Raw genomic sequence first — 16,748 nt, 5'->3', positions numbered from 1 at the left:
TATAGCGATTAAGGGTCTAACCGTTGCAAAAAGTGACACTTTGCAACGGTTAGTCCCTTTTTACCTATTAATAGTTACTTTCTATCATACAATATCAGCAGACGTTATTCAAAGGTTTGATTTTGATTACCAATATTTATAATGATTGGGAGTTACTTGTCTATCATTCTATTATCTAGTAATTTTTTCTTAATTAACAGTATTTACAATTAGAGCTATTATTTCCATCCAACTTTTGATACAATATTTTTGTTAAGTTTTACATATTTCGATAATATCCTCCCTTTTAAGAATATAGTATAATATAATCAATAATACCTATTAAAATTAAATTATTAATGATTTAAAATAACTATAATTGAAATTATATAGATTATACTAATCTATTTTTATTGTATAAAGAGAGGGAGTAAATTGTGGCCATTATTAATACGGGAGAATTTATAGAAACAGTAAATATTAGAGGCTTACAACTTTCACTAATAGCTGCTGGCGATGGAACAGAAATTATATATCATAAGATGATGCCTGGATCTAGTTGGGCAATGACTCCTGAAGAGGGGTGGGATGGCTTTGAATACTTTTATATCCTTAAAGGAAAAATGCATTACCACACCGATGATGAAGTTATCGAATTAAATGCTGGACAATCTTTTTTTGAAAATCCTATAAAAAAATATAGTATATTCCATTCAGATGAAATTACTGAATTTATTTACGTAACAAGTCAACCAGTATTCCATTATTATAGTAAATGTTCAAAAGATTTAATGGATCTTGCAATTGCTATTGAAGAAAAAGATGGCTATACAGTTGATCATTGTGAAAGAATTAAAAAATATTCTCTGTTAGTAGGAGAAGCTTTAAATTTAAATAGAAAGCAAATAACTCGATTAAACCTCGCTTCATTTTTTCATGATCTAGGAAAAGTTAAAGTTCCGCTTGAAATTCTATTAAAACCAAGTAAATTAACAGAATCAGAGTTTGAAGTTATGAAAAAACATACTACATTCGGTAGGGACTTATTGGAAGAAACAAAAATACCTGTTTTATGTGAAGTTGGATTAATAGTTGAACAACATCACGAGAGATACGATGGGAAAGGATATCCAAAAGCCCTTAAAGAAGATGAAATATCTATAGAAGCTGCAATTATCTCAGTAGTTGATTCATTCGATGCTATGACAACAGATAGAGTCTATAAAAAAGGAAAATCAAAAGAAGAAGCATTTGAAGATATTCTAAATAACCGGGGTACTATGTATCACCCCTTAGTGGTCGATACTTTTATAGCACTAAAAGAAGAAATATTAAATTATGAAAAGGGAGAGAACTTATGAAAAAATTAGTATGGAGTTTATTAGCAGTAGTATTAATAGTGTCATTTCAAGTAAAGCCAGCAGAAGCTGCTTACTTACCAGAGTATGACAAATACATTGAGGTATCTTATGATCAAGCAAGACAAATTGCAGATAGTCTTGGTCTTAAAAATGTGCCATTAGGTGAACAAACTGCAAATCTGTCTTTTGATGTTCAAGAAAAATTAATTGCAAAAATTGAAAAGATTATAGGTAAAGAAATTGATCATTACTATATTTGGTTAACAGTTGACGGTGAAAAAGTGCTTGGAATTGATCCCCCACTTCCACAAATGTAAGTACGTCAGAGTAACTAAAAAAAGTGCATGACTAAGTAATATTCTTGGGCATGCACTTTTTTTATGTCATTATTTTAATCTTTTAAAGAATTCTCTATGCCATATTAATAATTAGCTTTATCCAGCCAAAAAACGAAATCCACAAAGGTATACTAATAATTACTCCCCATTTTAGCCCATTAAAAAAATTTGCTTGTTCTTCCATCATTATCCACTCCTCATTAGTAAGTAGATGATCTATACATTCATTATATCAGAAAACGCTTTCATTATTACTAAATTAATGATAAATTATATGTCTATATTGATTAATTTGTATACCCTTATAAAAGTATTCACTTTTTTTGGCGACTTTAAACATTCAATTTCCATTATTCAATATAGAACTCTACATTATCAAGATAATCATGGGCTAAAAAAGAAAAAACCCGAAATCTCTTTCGGGTCAAATATATTTTAAGAGGGGAAACTCTTAACCTATTTATAGAATAACGAATAATTATGAACAAATAATGAACAAAAGATTAAAAAAGAAAAAAATCTATTATTTAGTAACTGCTACATCTTTATAAGTAAAAGAATGAAAGTCAAATAATCCTTTGTCTGTAAGCTTTAAAGTAGGAATTACGGTTAATGATAGAAAAGATAAGGTTAGAAAAGGATTAAACGTATCATTTCCTTGCAGAATTTTTACTTTTTGATTTAATGACTTTAGCTGTTCATACAGGGTTAAATAATCTTGATCTGAAATCAACCCAGCAATCGGTAACGGGAGGGTGGCAACTACTAATCCTTCAGATACTACCACTATTCCCCCATTTATATTTTGCAACTCATTAATTGCCAACAATATGTCTTCATCACTTGTTCCAACTGCTACGATATTATGGGAATCATGAGAAATAGTTGTGGAGATTGCACCATTTTTAAATCCAAATCCTTTTACTATTGCTTTTCCCACATTTCCAGTTTCGCGATGTCGCTCAGCAACAACTAGTTTCAGTTGATCTTTCTTCAAAGAAGATTTAAAATTCCCATTCTCCACTTCTACTTTTTCAATTACTTCATTTGTAACAATACTATTCGGAATAATTTCGATAATATGACATAAATCAGATGCTAAGGGAAGTTTTAAATCATCTAAGGTTACTTTTGCACAATTTATCGGCGGTAAATTAGTAGCCAAATAGGAATGTTCAATTAGCTTCTCTTCTAGTAGTTTCCCATCTTCTACCACACATTCACCCTTTTTAAATACACTGTGAATGGTTAATTCTTCAAGATTATCGACAAGCAGAAAATCAGCTTGATAGCCTGGAGATACTGCTCCAATTGATTCTAAACGAAAACATTCAGCCGCATTAATTGTCACCATTTGAATGGCAATAATAGGGTCTAGCCCTTGCTCTATCGCTATGCGCACACTATGATCTACACTACCTTCTTCTATTAAATCATCTACTAATTTATCGTCTGTTACCAATAAACATCTTCGTGAATTTCTCGTTGTTACAGCAGGCAATAAAGCTTTCAAATCTTTGGCAACAGTACCCTCTCTTATCATTAGATACATTCCTAAATCTAAACGATCTTTTGCTTCTTGTAACGTTGTCGCTTCATGATCATTCCTGATTTCTGCAGCACTATAAACATTTAATTTTTCTCTTTCAATACCTGCCGCGTGACCATCGATTAAGCGATTATTTTTTTTGGTCAGCACCAACTTATCAATCATATTCAAGTTCGTCTCATATACAGATGGAAAATCCATTACTTCTGCCAATCCCAATACTCTTTCGTGGGAATAAAAAGCCTCTAAATCTTTTGCATATAAGGTTGCACCATTGGAATCTTCTGGAACAGCAGGTACACAAGATGGCAGCATCACACGAATATCCAATGGAAGATTTTCGGATTTATCTAACATATACTGAATGCCATCTGCACCTGCAACATTTGCAATTTCATGTGGATCCGTTATTACTGTGGTTACACCATGCAACAATAGTATTTTCGCAAATTCCTGAGGTGTGAGCATACTACTTTCAATATGTACATGACCATCAATAAGACCAGGAATTAAATACTTTCCTTTCGCATCAACTATACTTTTGCCTTTATAACTACCAATTCCAGCGATTGTATCATCCGCGATCGCAACGTCTCCTGTCATTATTTCACCAGTAAAAACATTGACAATTTTTGCATTGGTAATTACTAAATCAGCAAGTTCTTTTTTCGCAGAAACTCTAATTCTTTTTTCCAATTTATCTCTCAAGAACAAATCCCTCCTCGTTAATTCCGAATATTCACATTTTACAAAGTGCTACAACAAACCTACTTAAGGAAGGCTACTTTCGTATAAATTGTTTCTTGTAAACAGATCATTCTGCAATAAAATCAACACCAACTATACTAATATTTAATTCATCGTGCATAGGAATGGTATAATGAATGGTTATTTACGAAAGCTAGAGAAAGATAACTCTAATTTTAAATATATTTTTATCATTTTATTATATGTTGATTTATTTTTCAACGCACATACTACTGCAACTTTACTTCCCATTAGTATTGTTTTTACATATTATTTAAACATATTATCGAAATAAGTGATATTATAATTACGTATCGTAATGATGATTCCCCTCTGTCGTTTCAATTGTAAAGAAAGGAGAAATAATTATATGTATAAAGATTTAATTCTAGCGATGCTACGTTCAGGTATTTTTGGATTTGGTGGAGGCCCTTCCGTAATCCCATTATTTCGTCACGAAGCGGTGACTAAATATAAGTGGATGGATAATGAGGAGTTTGGGGATGTGTTAGCCATTGCGAACACTCTTCCTGGACCAATTGCAACGAAAATTGCCGCCTATTTAGGCTATCGTCAAAAAGGGACCGTTGGAGCAATTGTTAGCGTCTTCGCTCACATCTTGCCGACTTGTTTAGCTATGGTATTCTTATTTTCATTTATATCTATTCTTAGTCATTCGCCAATAATAACAAGTATGGTCTCGGCAGTTGTACCTGTAATTTCGGTAATGCTTGGCTTAATGGCATATGAATTTGGAGAAAAAGCAGTGAAAGGACTAGGAATCTATGTTGGTATCGGCTTAACAATTGTCTGTCTCCTCTTATTACAAACATTTTCGATACACCCTGGTATTGTCGTACTCATTTTTCTAACCTATGGAGCCTTCCATTTTAAATTAAAACAGAAATTCTTACATAAAAAAGAAAGAGGAATGTAAATATGATTTTTGTGAGTATTTTTCTCAGTTTCCTAGTAGCTAATTTATTAGGATATGGTGGTGGCCCAGCTTCTATCCCCTTAATGTATGAAGAAATAGTTAATCGATACAATTGGCTATCTAACACCGAATTCTCCAATATGTTGGCTTTTGCTAATGCGTTACCAGGACCAGTTGCTACAAAGATCGCTGCCTATGTAGGCTATGGAGTAGGTGGATGGGGAGGATTTGCTGTTGCGTTAATAGCAACGATTCTACCTTCTGCTATAGGGCTTATCTTTTTATTAAAACTAATGAGGAAACATAAGGACTCAATGATTGTTAAAGGGATGACCCTGCTTGTACAACCAGTTATTACTGCTTTAATGCTTGTATTGACGTTTGAGATGTTTCAAGATTCCTACCATTCCATCGGGATCATTCAATCTGCAGCGATTGCATTAATCGCTTTTTTATTGTTACAAAAATGGAAAGTACACCCAGCAATAGTTATTGTTCTTGCCTTTCTTTATGGAGGGCTTGTTGTTCCTCACTTGAGCTAAACTTAGATTTGGAAAGTAGATGAATCTTTTGTTGGAGGATTTTTTTATGGATAAAAATTTTTATGTGCCTAATATCAAGCTAGATAAAATAGATAGACAGATATTGTCGCTACTACACGAGAACAGCCGCATTTCTTATACTGATATCGGCAAAGAAATCGGTATTTCACGAGTAGCTGTTCAAACAAGAGTGAATACGCTTTTTGAAAAAGGAATTATTGAGCAATTCACAACGGTCATTAATCCTGCTAAAGTTGGGAAAACGGTGTCTGCTTTTTTTAATGTAGATGTGGAACCATCCTATTTAGAGGAAGTTGCAAGAACACTGGCAGAGGATCCTGCTGTCACCAGCCTATATCATATGACTGGTCCAAGTAAATTACATATGCACGGCATATTTCTCGATAACCAAGAGATGGAGACATTTTTAACAAATAAGCTTTATGCAACAAAAGGCGTTGCAAGTGTAGACTGCCAAATCCTTATCAAACGATATAAAAGCAGAATCGGAATGAAGCTATAAGACTCCGATAAAATAAGAATAAATGGGGCTGGGACAAAACTAAATAACATTAATCACATTATAGTTCGTGTTTATTATTAGTTGAGATGCTTATACCCCAGCCTCATTTATTTTTGGAGTAAGAAACTAATATAATTGCTTTAGCTCTTTCCAATCCTTTATTCGATTCCATTCAAGATGCTCATTATAAAGATGGTCTTTCACATAAAGCTGTGTAGAATGATCTATGAGCGTTTCCAGAACAGCTGGCTTATCGTCAAAATAATAATCTAATTTGAGATTTTGAATAATCGTTATTTTCTCATGATCTTCCATTCCGCAATAAAAGTGATGATCCACAACAGGAAAACCTATCTCCTTCATCCACTCCTTTGTTTTTGTTGCAAATTGTTTATTTCGCGCTGTAATATAATAAACTTGATGGCCATTATGAACAAGTTCATTTAAAGCTTCAACAGCTCCAGGAAAAGGCGAACAATCTGTAAAATATATTTCTTCTCGAAGTGAATCCCATAGTTGCTTTCCTTCGATAGCATTCAATCCAAATGGTTCGTGAATTTCTACCGTTTTCAATGCATGAAAGCTTGCTAATGGAATATTCTTTTTAAGCTTTTTATTATAAATATTAAAGGCATGCTGTCTTAAATTGATCAGCGTATCATCTATATCAAATCCGAACTTCATTTATTTCCTCCACATAGATTCTATGCATTCCTTATCGGATAAGCAGTTATTTTAATATCTTCTCCTATCCATTCCGTCTTTTCAAAACGTAATGGAACCGCCCCATCGACTTTTTCGATATCTTCCCCTCTAAATGGCGTATAGGAATTAGCCCCCCCTGCTATTTTAGGAGCAATATATACTAAATACTTTTGAATTAGTCCCTCGCGCATAAAGCTTGCATTTACTTCACTTCCACCTTCAAGAAGGATATCCGTTATTCCGATTTTGTATAATTGTTGTAATGCATTTTTTAAATCTAATTTTCCATTAATAGAAGAGACAGCTAGCAAATCAACTCCCTTTCCTTTCAATGCCATTGCTTTCTCTGAATCAATATTTGCAGCCGTAACAATGATCGTTTGTGCCTCTTTACAATCTGTTATATTAGCATTTAAGGGTGTTCGTAAATTCGTGTCCAAGATAATTCGAATCGGGTTCTTTGAAGGTCCATCTAATCGGGTTGTCAATTTTGGATTATCTGCTAATACTGTCCCAACACCAATTAATATACCATCTACTTTGTTTCTTAAAAGATGCACTTCTTTTCTTGCTGTTTCTCCAGTAATCCATTGACTATGTCCAGTATGTGTGGCAATTTTACCATCCAAGGTCATGGCAACTTTTGAAATAACAAAGGGCATTTCGTGTATCATATTATGAATAAAACGCTCATTTAATTGCTGTGCCTCTTTTTTTAAAATCCCAACTTCCACTTCAATTCCTGCTTCTCTTATGATGCTAATACCTCGACCAGCAACTTGAGGATTAGGATCTTCTGTTGCAACAACCACTCTCTTTACCCCTGAATTTTTAACCAGCAATGCACATGGAGGTGTTTTTCCATAATGCGAGCAAGGCTCCAAGGTTACATATAGTGTTGCATCCATTGCATGGTCTCCTGCCATATTAAAAGCGTGAACCTCAGCATGTGGTTCCCCAGCTTTACGATGAAGACCTGTGCCGACAATTACCCCATCCTTTACAATCACAGCACCTACTACTGGATTGGGATTTGTCTTACCTAATGCAGATTCTGCAAGCTCCAATGCTAACTTCATATACTCTTGATCATGCTTCATACCTATGCTCCTTAAATGGTAACTGTATTTTTCAAAGGAATATGACCAGATTTATTTACTTTCGTCTTTAAATAATTCTCATTAAAGGGTGAAACATCCCCCCATAACGGAACATTTTCCTCTGCTGTAAGCCCAAGTTTCTTTAGAGCCTCTAATTTTTTGGGGTTATTTGTAATTAACTTCACTGGTTTTTGTCGAAGAGCTTGAAGTACTTTTATCGGTGCTTCATAACTTCTCATATCATCTGGAAAATCAAGTGCAAGATTTGCCTCAACGGTATCTAACCCATTTTCTTGTAAAATATAAGCGAGAGATTTTGTAAATAAACCAATCCCCCTGCCTTCATGATTTGCCAAATAGAAAAGGGCACCATTCCCATTCTCCACTATCATGCGCATTGATTCTTTTAATTGATATCCACAATCACATCTCTTACTTCCAAAAATATCACCAGTATGACAAATACTATGCATACGTATTAAAGCATTTTCATCATTAGCGAAGTCACCATATACTAAAACAGATGATTGCTGATATTCAGCTAAGCTTAAATTCGGTAATGAACGTAAGACTTCTTCTTTCGTTTGGTTTTTATTGATTGGTAACCATGTATACCATTGAAAAACTTCTACTTGGTCGCCCAGTTGTACTGGCAGTTTTACTGGTCCAACTAAACTTAAATTCTGCTCTTCATTAAATGCGATTATTTCCATTTTATTTTGAAGAAGATCGATAATATTTTGATCCATCCGAAAATCTCCTTTATTGTCTGTTGTATTCTTTATTTTGTATTAGCAATATAAATATATCATGTAGAATTTTCTTCCACTAATCATCCGTATTGGACGTGAAAATCAGTAAGCCTCATGATACTTACTATATGTAAGTAAGTTTATAATCATAAGGATAGAGCGTCAAGTAAATAGCATATAAATAATTAATTTTACCAATTGGATTACTCGACTTTTCCACTCGTCAGCCTAGTGATAACTATTATCATATAGCAAATCCTTCATTCGTACAATGTAAAAAGCTCCTTTATATTCATACAAGCATGACTTAGAAAATCCTATTCATTTGCTTTCTTTTGTTATATACTATATAATTTGACTACTTAGTCATGAATTCGGGACGATTTGACCAACTAGTCATTTAATTATTTCCTATAAGCGTAGGAGGAAAATACGTGAAAGAAAAAGAAAAAATAATTATTGATTCAGCAATAAAATTTTTTGCACAAAAGGGATTTTCTTCAACATCTGTACAAGAAATTGCAAGTGATTGTGGGATATCAAAAGGCGCCTTTTATTTATATTTTAAATCAAAGGAATCTCTTCTTTATAAAATTTTGCAATATTATTATGATGAACTAATTAATATTTTTGAAGAAATCAGCCTAAAATCAATCCCTGCTAGAGAAAAATACATGGATCAGCTTACTTTTATGTTTAGCCACGCCTTAAAGCATAAAGAATTTATCATCATGCAGTCAAAAGAACAGGCAATCCCATTAAATAGCTCTATTAAAGATTTATTATTACGCATGCAATCAGAAATGCAAAATTATCATCTCAAAGGTCTCCATGCTATTTATGGTGAAGAGAAGAAAAAATACCTTCTAGACCTTCTAATAATTCAGGAAGGCCTTGTCCATTCTTTTTTAAAAATTGTAATTCTAGAATCAAGCAATGTTTCAACAAAAGATATTTCCAATTATCTTTTGAAAAGATTAGATTCTATTATATCGGATATGGATGCAAATAACGAGCCACCACTAATATCTAATGATTTTATAAAATATATTATAAAGAAACCTAAGATAAACTTTCTAGAAGATAGCCACCAGCAAATTATCAATGCTGTTAACTCGATTCTAAGTAAAGTCGAGCACCTTTCAACTAAACAAGAGATCGAAGTAACAATGGAAGTGTTAATGACAGAAATTGATGCCGATAAGCCAAGGATTCCTATTATCAAAGGAATGCTGTCTAACTTGAATAATTATGAAATTCTGAGAGAAGAACAACAAACAATTGCTAATTTTTATCATATAGCACTTTAAGAATACTGGATAAAAAAGCTTTCATATGATTATGAAAGCTTTTTTATTGGTCAATAATGCAAAGGATAACAACTTTAAGAGGTGTCTACTTTGCCTAATTCCATGCTCTCAAGATTTTTAAGATTGCCGTTGAGTATACGTGTATTAACGATTTCTTTAACTATTATTATCCTATTTGGGTTCTTTATCACCTGGATTGAGCCAGAAACATTTCCCACTTTATTTGAAGGAATTTGGTGGGCAATTATAACAACCTCCACAGTTGGCTATGGTGACTATGCTCCTATAACGATTCTTGGAAGATTAACGGGCATTGCATTAATATTAACAGGCGTAGGGTTCCTTTCTACCTATTTAGTGACATTGGCTACTGCAGCTGTAGCTAAACAAAATGCCTATTTAGAAGGAAAATCAACCTATAGAGGACAAAATCATTTGATTATCATTGGTTGGAATGAGCGGTCAAAGCTAATGATTCATTCCATTATTAAAGATCGAGAAAATATTCCTGTTACATTAATCGACGAGTCCTTAGCTACTAATCCAGTACCTGAAAAAATACATTTTGTAAAAGGAAATTCTAATTTAGATTATGTTTTACTAAAGGCTAATATACTGACTGCTCATAAGGTTATAATAACTGCAGACCAAAACAAAGAAGAACTGCAAGCAGATATGCATTCGATTTTAACCTTACTCGCGATAAAAGGGCTGAATGCAAATTTACCATGTATTGTTGAAATACTTACTACAGAACAAGTACAGAATGCTAAAAGAGCTGGAGCAGATGAAATTATTGAAACAAATAGTCTAACAAGTTTCGTTATGCATAATAGCTTAAATTCACAAGACACGATGATTGCATTTCTAGAGCTTTTAAATCAACTAAAAGATAAAAAACTTCAATTTATTCCTCTAAAAAATATTAATGAAGAATTAGTGGATTATTTGACATTAAATCATTATTTATTAGCAAATGGGAAGTTATTGTTAGGAGTGAAAAGAGGGGGAACTAGTTATCTAAATCCCAACTCTTCCTTTGTATTGGAAGAAAAGGATGAATTAATTATTATTACTTAGTGCCAGAGATGTCAGTTTTCCAATGCATACTGCTTTGCCAACAAAAAGCAGTATGCATCAGAATATGAAAAAATTGAATGTATTCTATAACTCACTGCATGAAGAAACTAGGGCTTTGCTTTCATTAGCTCGTAGCATTCCTTCCATACAATATTTTAAGATTCTAGAAATGATTTACAAGCATCTACACACTCCATACAAATTTGCGCACAATATTGGCAATGACGATGATCATGTTTTTTGCATTCAGTAGCACAATCCTCACAAACAGATAGACAAATTTCTGCGAACTCTTTGGCATACGGTGACTTTCTAATAATAGCTTGTTCAAGATAACTGCAGAACTGGATACATTCTCTATTTAAATGAATACAATCAACCATTGCCGACACATTATCTTCAGCTAAACATTCATTTAAGCAATGATTACATACAATCATACATTCCTGTAATGATTTAATAACTACCTGTTCTTTTTCAACTAGCATTTCTAATTCCTCCTTCTATTAACCATTTCTATTTATTTAACCTTATAAGAATTCTTTAAACATATGGGACCACAAATAGAAGGTAATGGAATAAAAAAAGCTATCGATAACTTAGAATTTCTGAGTTATCGATAGCTCTTTTAATATGACTTATAAACGACTTTCTAGTTCAGCCTTTTTCTCTTCAAATCCTGGTTTACCAAGTAAAGCAAACATATTAACTTTGTATGCTTCAACTCCTGGTTGATCAAATGGGTTCACACCTAATAAATAACCACTAATCGCACAAGCTTTTTCAAAGAAGTATACTAGATATCCAAACGTATACTCATTCATTTCCGGAATGCTAACAATTAGGTTTGGTACTCCTCCATCTGTATGTGCTAGAAGTGTTCCTTCAAACGCTTTATTGTTAACAAAGTCAATAGTTTGACCAGCAAGATAATTTAATCCATCTAAATCATTTTCTTCTGCTTCAATAACAAGCTCATGACGAGGCTTGTCCACTTTTACAATTGTTTCAAAAATATCACGACGACCTTCTTGAACATATTGTCCTAATGAATGTAGGTCAGTTGAGAAGTTTGCAGAAGAAGGATAAATACCTTTTTGGTCTTTTCCTTCACTTTCGCCAAACAATTGCTTCCACCATTCGGAGAAATATTGTAATCCTGGTTCGTAGTTAATCAACATTTCAATTGTTTTTCCTTTGTTATAAAGAACATTACGAACTGCTGCGTATTGATAGGCAATGTTGTTTTTCAATTCTGATGTACCGAAATCAGTTCTAGCTGCTGCTGCACCTTCCATCATTGCTGTAATATCAGCGCCACTAACAGCGATTGGTAATAAACCAACTGGTGTTAAAACAGAATAACGTCCACCAACATCATCAGGAATAATAAATGATTCATATCCTTCTTCTGTAGCAAGCGTTTTTAATGCACCTCTTGCTTTATCAGTAGTAGCATAAATTCTTGTTCTTGCTTCTTCTACTCCATATTTTTGTTCTAATAATTTACGGAAAATACGGAATGCAATAGCTGGTTCTGTAGTTGTTCCAGATTTAGAAATAACATTAATAGAGAAATCTTTATCCCCAAGGAAATCAATGACATCACTCATATATGTAGAGCTAATATCTTTTCCAATAAAGATAATTTGTGGTGTGTTTCTTTTTTCTTTTGATAAAGAATTATAGAAACTGTGATTTAGCATTTCAATCGCAGCGCGAGCTCCAAGGTAAGAACCGCCGATACCAATTACAAGCAAAACTTCTGAGTCACTTTTAATTTTTTCTGCCGCTTTTTGAATGCGAGCAAATTCTTCTTTATCATAATCAACAGGAAGATCTATCCATCCAAGAAAATCGCTTCCTTGTCCAGTTTTTTCATGTAAGGAATGATGGGCAACTTTCACTGCATCTTCTAAATATGTAATTTCGTGCTCTCCAAAGAAACTTAATGCCTTTGAGTAATCAAAACGAACGTGTGTCATAAATGATCCTCCAATTATAATATTTATTTATACTCCTCTTCCACTTTATCGGAAGTAGAAAAAGGAATCAAGATAGAACTCATTATGAAAACGGATACAACTTCTTTTTTTTTCATTTTTCACCAATTTTTCATTTTTAATTCTCTATTATCCCCATAAGAAAGGGAATACGATTATTCCAGCGAAAAAACATACAAACAATTAGCATAAATTGTTTGTATGTTTTTTCATTTATTCTTTTATAAAGATGCTTTATAAATCGCTAAAACATCTTTGTCGTTCAACACTTTAAAATTACCAAATCCACCATTTACCACTGCTTTTTGGACCATTAAATCAAGCTTACTATCATCAATATCGTAATCAGCCAAACGAGAAGGTGCCCCTAAGTCATTCCAAAAAGCACGAAGCTTCTCAATTCCCTCAAGTCCAGCTTCTTCCGCTGTTTTCCCTTCAGGATCCACCCCAAACACTCTAACAGCTAATTGTTTAAAGCGTTCCGGTTTTACAGATAAGTTATGTTTCATCCAATTAGGAAATAGGATTGCAAGGCCACCACCATGAGGTATATCATATACGGCAGAAACAGCATGCTCAATGTTATGTGAAGCCCAGTCTCCACGGTACCCCATATTAAGCATTCCATTAAGAGCCATCGTTCCACAATATAAAATTGCAGCTCGATATTCATAATTGTCTAAGTCATTAACAAGCTTCGGACCAAACTCTATGACCGTTTTCAATACAGATTCGCACATATAATCTTGAAGTTCTGTATGCTCTTCTAGGTGGAAATAATGTTCAAAAACATGTGACATCATATCCACGATTCCATAAATCGTTTGATCTTTAGGAACTGTATAAGTATTTTCCGGATCTAGAATAGAAAACACAGGGAATGTAAATGGACTTCCCCAGCCAACTTTTTCTTGCGTTTCCCAATTTGTAATAACAGAGCCTGCATTCATTTCTGACCCAGTTGCAGCTAGTGTTAGAACTGTTCCAAACGGTAAAGCTGCTTTTGGAGCTGCTTTTTTTGTAATAAACTCCCATGGGTTGCCATCAAATTTTGCACCTGCAGCAATGGCCTTTGTACAGTCAATAACACTTCCTCCACCGACGGCTAATATAAAATCGATTCCTTCTGTTTTACAAATATCAACTCCACGCTGTACAGTAGTTAATCGGGGATTTGGCTCTACACCAGATAATTCAAATACTTCTTTGCCATTTTCATTTAAAATAGTCATTACTTTATCGTATAGACCATTTTTCTTAATACTTCCCCCACCGTAAACGAAGAGAATCTTCTTCCCATATGAGGCTAATTGATCTTTTAATTGTTCTAATTGACCTTTACCAAAAATAAGTTTTGTCGGATTATAAAAAATAAAGTTTTCCAAATAAATGCCTCCATTCCATTTTTTAAGAATTAATAATGTAAAACCTAGTGTATGACTTATTATTAAACAAACTTCTATGAAAATCAAAAGATTAAGCTTATGCAGCCGACAAATAGTATATGTATCCTCTTGATCACTTATCCTATAGTAAGCCCCAAGTAAGGAGAAGCTTCTTTATTAGGTATCTATCACTTTATCCATCTAACTTAATAAAGCTGACCTTCCAGCCAGCTTTTAACTATATATTTTTATTTTATTGATTGTTTACATTTAATACTTGCTTAATTCGCTCTAAAGCCCAATCTAACTCTTCAATGGTAATCGTTAATGGAGGTGCAAAACGGATGACCGTTTCATGTGTTTCTTTACATAATAAACCTACTTCTTTTAGCTTTTCACAATAGGGTCTAGCTTCAACCGTTAATTCTACCCCTATAAATAATCCTCTTCCTCTAATATCTTTAATAATCGGATTGTTAATTTCAGCTAATTTTTCCAGGAAATAATTTCCTAAGTTTGCAGAACGGTCTGTTAAATTCTCTTCTACTATTACATCTAATGCAGCAATGGATACAGCGCATGCCATTGGATTGCCTCCAAATGTTGATCCGTGGGAACCTGGATTAAATACTCCTAATATGTTCTTATCTGCAACTACACATGAGATAGGAAATACACCAGCTCCCAGTGCTTTACCTAATATATACATATCTGGTTCAATCCCATACCATTCACTTGCAAATAATTTACCTGTTCTCGATAGACCTGTTTGAATTTCATCGGCAATAAAGAGGACATTGTTTTCCTTACATAATTGATATGCCGCTTCCATGAAACCTTCGGGAGGAATGATGATTCCAGCTTCTCCTTGAATTGGTTCAACAATGAATGCCGCCGTATGCTCTGTAATAGCTTCTTTCAATCGATTTATATCACCATAGGGGATTATCTTTATACCTGGTAGCATCGGTCCAAATCCCCGCTTATACTCCTCATCAGAGGAAAGGGATACAGCTCCCATTGTTCTTCCGTGAAAATTCCCCTCACACACAATTAATTCTGCTTTATCTTTTTCTACACCTTTACAATCATAAGCCCATCTTCTTGCAGCTTTAATAGCCGTTTCTACCGCTTCTGCTCCAGTATTCATCGGTAGAACCATTTCTTTGTTCGTTAGTGTACTTATTTTTTCATACCAAGGACCTAATTGATCATGGTGAAAAGCCCGTGATGTTAAAGTAACACGATCTGCCTGTCTCTTCAAGGCTTCAATTATTTTCGGATGACGATGACCTTGATTTAAAGCAGAATAAGCACTTAACATATCCATATATTTATTTCCTTCTGGATCAGTTATCCAAACACCTTCTGCTTCGGAAATCACTATTGGCAATGGATTATAATTTTTCGCTCCATATTTCTCTGACTGTTCTATTAATGAAGTAGATTTAAATTCTTGAACCATCCAATCATCCTTCCCCATTTATATATGTAAAGACCTTTACATTAACTTTAGCTGATTTTATTAAAGAAGGATAGATTTTATTAGCGCTATTTTCTAAAAATTCATTTTATGCTTTTATTATGTGTCAATAACCTGCTTAATAATAGCAAAAACGACAAAAAAAAGACTGCCCCAAAGCAGCAGCCCTCAAATGAAATCAAATGAAGCATTAGCCTTTTCAACAGTCTTTTTTATAAAACTAATTATTTTTTAATTAAATCATTACGATTAGATTGTTCAATCCATTCTTGTAATTTATCTTTTAATGTATTGAAGCCTTGTACGTTTTCTGTTTCAGCTACAGAAGCAGCTGTTTGACGTTTAGGACGAGGTTTTTTTGCTTTAGCAGCTTCTGGTTGTGCAGGTGCTTCTTCTGTAGCGCGGATAGAAAGACCAATTTTACCAGCATTTTCATCAATGGAAAGAACTTTAACGTTCACTTCATCTCCAACTTTTAAAAACTCATTGATATCTTTTACGTAACCATGTGTTACTTCAGAGATATGAACTAAACCTTGTGTATTTTCATCCAAAGAAACAAACGCTCCGTAAGGCTGAATACCTGTAACCTTTCCTTTAATAACACTTCCAACTTCGATTTTATCTGACATGAGAACACTCCTAATTGTTTATATTAATATTTCCTTTTATACGCATTATAAGATTATATCACATATCTGACATTTATACAAAAGGATTTATTTTCACGATTGAGTCAAGTTTTTGTGGGAGTTTTTTTTAGCTCCCTTTTTATAAAATAAAACTTTTAATTTTGTATCCGTTTTCTAAATATTTTCTTTCATCAAAATTTCGTTTTTTTCTTTTTTTAAAAACCTTTTAATCCCTGTAAGGCAAAGTGAATGGGTTTTCCAATCGCTTGATTTAAGTATGGCATGTTCTGACGCACGGTTTCTGTTACTAATTTTGTGGGTA

General features: G+C 33.5%; 16 protein-coding genes. 7 read left to right on the top strand and 9 right to left on the bottom strand.

All coding sequences use genetic code 11. The features are described from left to right. Positions 1-416: 416 nt before the first annotated feature. Both ACTQ5K_RS21260 and ACTQ5K_RS21255 read left to right on the top strand, forming a co-directional pair. Positions 417-1,340 carry an HD domain-containing phosphohydrolase gene (locus ACTQ5K_RS21260; RefSeq protein WP_031536963.1) on the top strand — a complete coding sequence of 308 codons (924 nt, stop codon included), beginning with the start codon at positions 417-419 and terminating at the stop codon, positions 1,338-1,340. Then, entirely contained in the window at positions 1,337-1,657 is a 321-nt protein-coding gene (locus ACTQ5K_RS21255) for a hypothetical protein (RefSeq protein WP_031536962.1), read from the top strand. Before ACTQ5K_RS21260 ends, ACTQ5K_RS21255 begins: the two co-directional genes overlap by 4 nt. 544 nt (positions 1,658-2,201) lie before the next feature. On the opposite strand, the gene ade is transcribed toward ACTQ5K_RS21255, so the two are convergent. Next, a complete protein-coding gene (gene ade, locus ACTQ5K_RS21250) occupies positions 2,202-3,935 on the bottom strand; it encodes an adenine deaminase (protein WP_251628041.1) in 1,734 nt (577 codons plus the stop codon). Positions 3,936-4,344: 409 nt separating this feature from the next. Here ade and ACTQ5K_RS21245 point away from each other — a divergent pair, with 409 nt between their 5' ends. From ACTQ5K_RS21245 to ACTQ5K_RS21235, 3 genes are read left to right on the top strand one after another with little or no spacing between them, the layout of a single operon-like run. Beyond that, positions 4,345-4,911: a chromate transporter gene (locus ACTQ5K_RS21245; protein ID WP_031536960.1), complete on the top strand. Its 567-nt coding sequence runs from the start codon at positions 4,345-4,347 to the stop codon at positions 4,909-4,911. A gap of 2 nt (positions 4,912-4,913) precedes the next feature. Continuing rightward, complete coding sequence (locus tag ACTQ5K_RS21240; RefSeq protein ID WP_031536959.1) at positions 4,914-5,453, top strand: chromate transporter; 540 nt, start codon at positions 4,914-4,916, stop codon at positions 5,451-5,453. Between the two features lie 46 nt (positions 5,454-5,499). Further along, complete coding sequence (locus ACTQ5K_RS21235; protein WP_441994275.1) at positions 5,500-5,976, top strand: Lrp/AsnC family transcriptional regulator; 477 nt, start codon at positions 5,500-5,502, stop codon at positions 5,974-5,976. A 126-nt stretch (positions 5,977-6,102) separates the two neighbouring features. On the opposite strand, the gene ACTQ5K_RS21230 is transcribed toward ACTQ5K_RS21235, so the two are convergent. The 3 genes from ACTQ5K_RS21230 to ACTQ5K_RS21220 are packed head-to-tail and all read right to left on the bottom strand — an operon-like array spanning position 6,103 to position 8,530. After that, positions 6,103-6,660: a 5' nucleotidase, NT5C type gene (locus ACTQ5K_RS21230; protein ID WP_031536957.1), complete on the bottom strand. Its 558-nt coding sequence runs from the start codon at positions 6,658-6,660 to the stop codon at positions 6,103-6,105. 20 nt (positions 6,661-6,680) lie between these two features. Then, positions 6,681-7,781 carry a bifunctional diaminohydroxyphosphoribosylaminopyrimidine deaminase/5-amino-6-(5-phosphoribosylamino)uracil reductase RibD gene (gene ribD / locus ACTQ5K_RS21225; RefSeq protein WP_441994274.1) on the bottom strand — a complete coding sequence of 367 codons (1,101 nt, stop codon included), beginning with the start codon at positions 7,779-7,781 and terminating at the stop codon, positions 6,681-6,683. An 11-nt stretch (positions 7,782-7,792) separates the two neighbouring features. After that, complete coding sequence (locus tag ACTQ5K_RS21220) at positions 7,793-8,530, bottom strand: GTP cyclohydrolase II (RefSeq protein WP_031536955.1); 738 nt, start codon at positions 8,528-8,530, stop codon at positions 7,793-7,795. A 437-nt stretch (positions 8,531-8,967) separates the two neighbouring features. On the opposite strand from ACTQ5K_RS21220, the gene ACTQ5K_RS21215 reads away from it, so the two are divergent. Then, entirely contained in the window at positions 8,968-9,843 is an 876-nt protein-coding gene (locus ACTQ5K_RS21215; protein WP_031536954.1) for a TetR/AcrR family transcriptional regulator, read from the top strand. 81 nt (positions 9,844-9,924) lie between these two features. After that, on the top strand, positions 9,925-10,923 hold the full coding sequence (locus ACTQ5K_RS21210; protein WP_331280225.1) for a potassium channel family protein: 999 nt from the start codon (positions 9,925-9,927) through the stop codon (positions 10,921-10,923). Positions 10,924-11,078: 155 nt separating this feature from the next. On the opposite strand, the gene ACTQ5K_RS21205 is transcribed toward ACTQ5K_RS21210, so the two are convergent. From ACTQ5K_RS21205 to yugI, 5 genes are all read right to left on the bottom strand, one after another. Further along, positions 11,079-11,411: a four-helix bundle copper-binding protein gene (locus tag ACTQ5K_RS21205; protein WP_031536952.1), complete on the bottom strand. Its 333-nt coding sequence runs from the start codon at positions 11,409-11,411 to the stop codon at positions 11,079-11,081. A 150-nt stretch (positions 11,412-11,561) separates the two neighbouring features. Then, the gene (locus ACTQ5K_RS21200; protein WP_031536951.1) at positions 11,562-12,908 is read right to left on the bottom strand and encodes a glucose-6-phosphate isomerase; all 1,347 of its coding nucleotides are present in this window, start codon (positions 12,906-12,908) and stop codon (positions 11,562-11,564) included. A gap of 239 nt (positions 12,909-13,147) precedes the next feature. Continuing rightward, positions 13,148-14,311, bottom strand: a complete 1,164-nt coding sequence (locus ACTQ5K_RS21195) for an iron-containing alcohol dehydrogenase (RefSeq protein ID WP_441994273.1) — start codon at positions 14,309-14,311, stop codon at positions 13,148-13,150. A gap of 253 nt (positions 14,312-14,564) precedes the next feature. Next, positions 14,565-15,776, bottom strand: coding sequence for an ornithine--oxo-acid transaminase (locus ACTQ5K_RS21190; protein ID WP_031536949.1), 1,212 nt, complete (start codon positions 15,774-15,776; stop codon positions 14,565-14,567). Between the two features lie 242 nt (positions 15,777-16,018). Then, positions 16,019-16,426, bottom strand: a complete 408-nt coding sequence (yugI, locus tag ACTQ5K_RS21185) for a S1 domain-containing post-transcriptional regulator GSP13 (RefSeq protein WP_031536948.1) — start codon at positions 16,424-16,426, stop codon at positions 16,019-16,021. Positions 16,427-16,748: the final 322 nt, after the last annotated feature.

The sequence above is a fragment of the Niallia sp. Sow4_A1 genome, from assembly GCF_052116745.1.
GTDB lineage: Bacteria > Bacillota > Bacilli > Bacillales > Cytobacillaceae > Niallia > Niallia hominis.
The sequence above is the reverse complement of the archived record's forward strand: the minus strand, read 5'-3'. Positions and strand labels throughout refer to the sequence as shown.

Coding starts and splice junctions, on each gene's coding strand:
- ACTQ5K_RS21205 (WP_031536952.1), bottom strand. CDS start 11,411: ATGCTAGTTGAAAAAGAACAGGTAGTTATTAAATCATTACAGGAATGT.
- yugI (WP_031536948.1), bottom strand. CDS start 16,426: ATGTCAGATAAAATCGAAGTTGGAAGTGTTATTAAAGGAAAGGTTACA.
- ACTQ5K_RS21245 (WP_031536960.1), top strand. CDS start 4,345: ATGTATAAAGATTTAATTCTAGCGATGCTACGTTCAGGTATTTTTGGA.
- ACTQ5K_RS21200 (WP_031536951.1), bottom strand. CDS start 12,908: ATGACACACGTTCGTTTTGATTACTCAAAGGCATTAAGTTTCTTTGGA.
- ACTQ5K_RS21235 (WP_441994275.1), top strand. CDS start 5,500: ATGGATAAAAATTTTTATGTGCCTAATATCAAGCTAGATAAAATAGAT.
- ACTQ5K_RS21240 (WP_031536959.1), top strand. CDS start 4,914: ATGATTTTTGTGAGTATTTTTCTCAGTTTCCTAGTAGCTAATTTATTA.
- ACTQ5K_RS21255 (WP_031536962.1), top strand. CDS start 1,337: ATGAAAAAATTAGTATGGAGTTTATTAGCAGTAGTATTAATAGTGTCA.
- ACTQ5K_RS21220 (WP_031536955.1), bottom strand. CDS start 8,530: ATGGATCAAAATATTATCGATCTTCTTCAAAATAAAATGGAAATAATC.
- ribD (WP_441994274.1), bottom strand. CDS start 7,781: ATGAAGCATGATCAAGAGTATATGAAGTTAGCATTGGAGCTTGCAGAA.
- ACTQ5K_RS21190 (WP_031536949.1), bottom strand. CDS start 15,776: ATGGTTCAAGAATTTAAATCTACTTCATTAATAGAACAGTCAGAGAAA.
- ACTQ5K_RS21230 (WP_031536957.1), bottom strand. CDS start 6,660: ATGAAGTTCGGATTTGATATAGATGATACGCTGATCAATTTAAGACAG.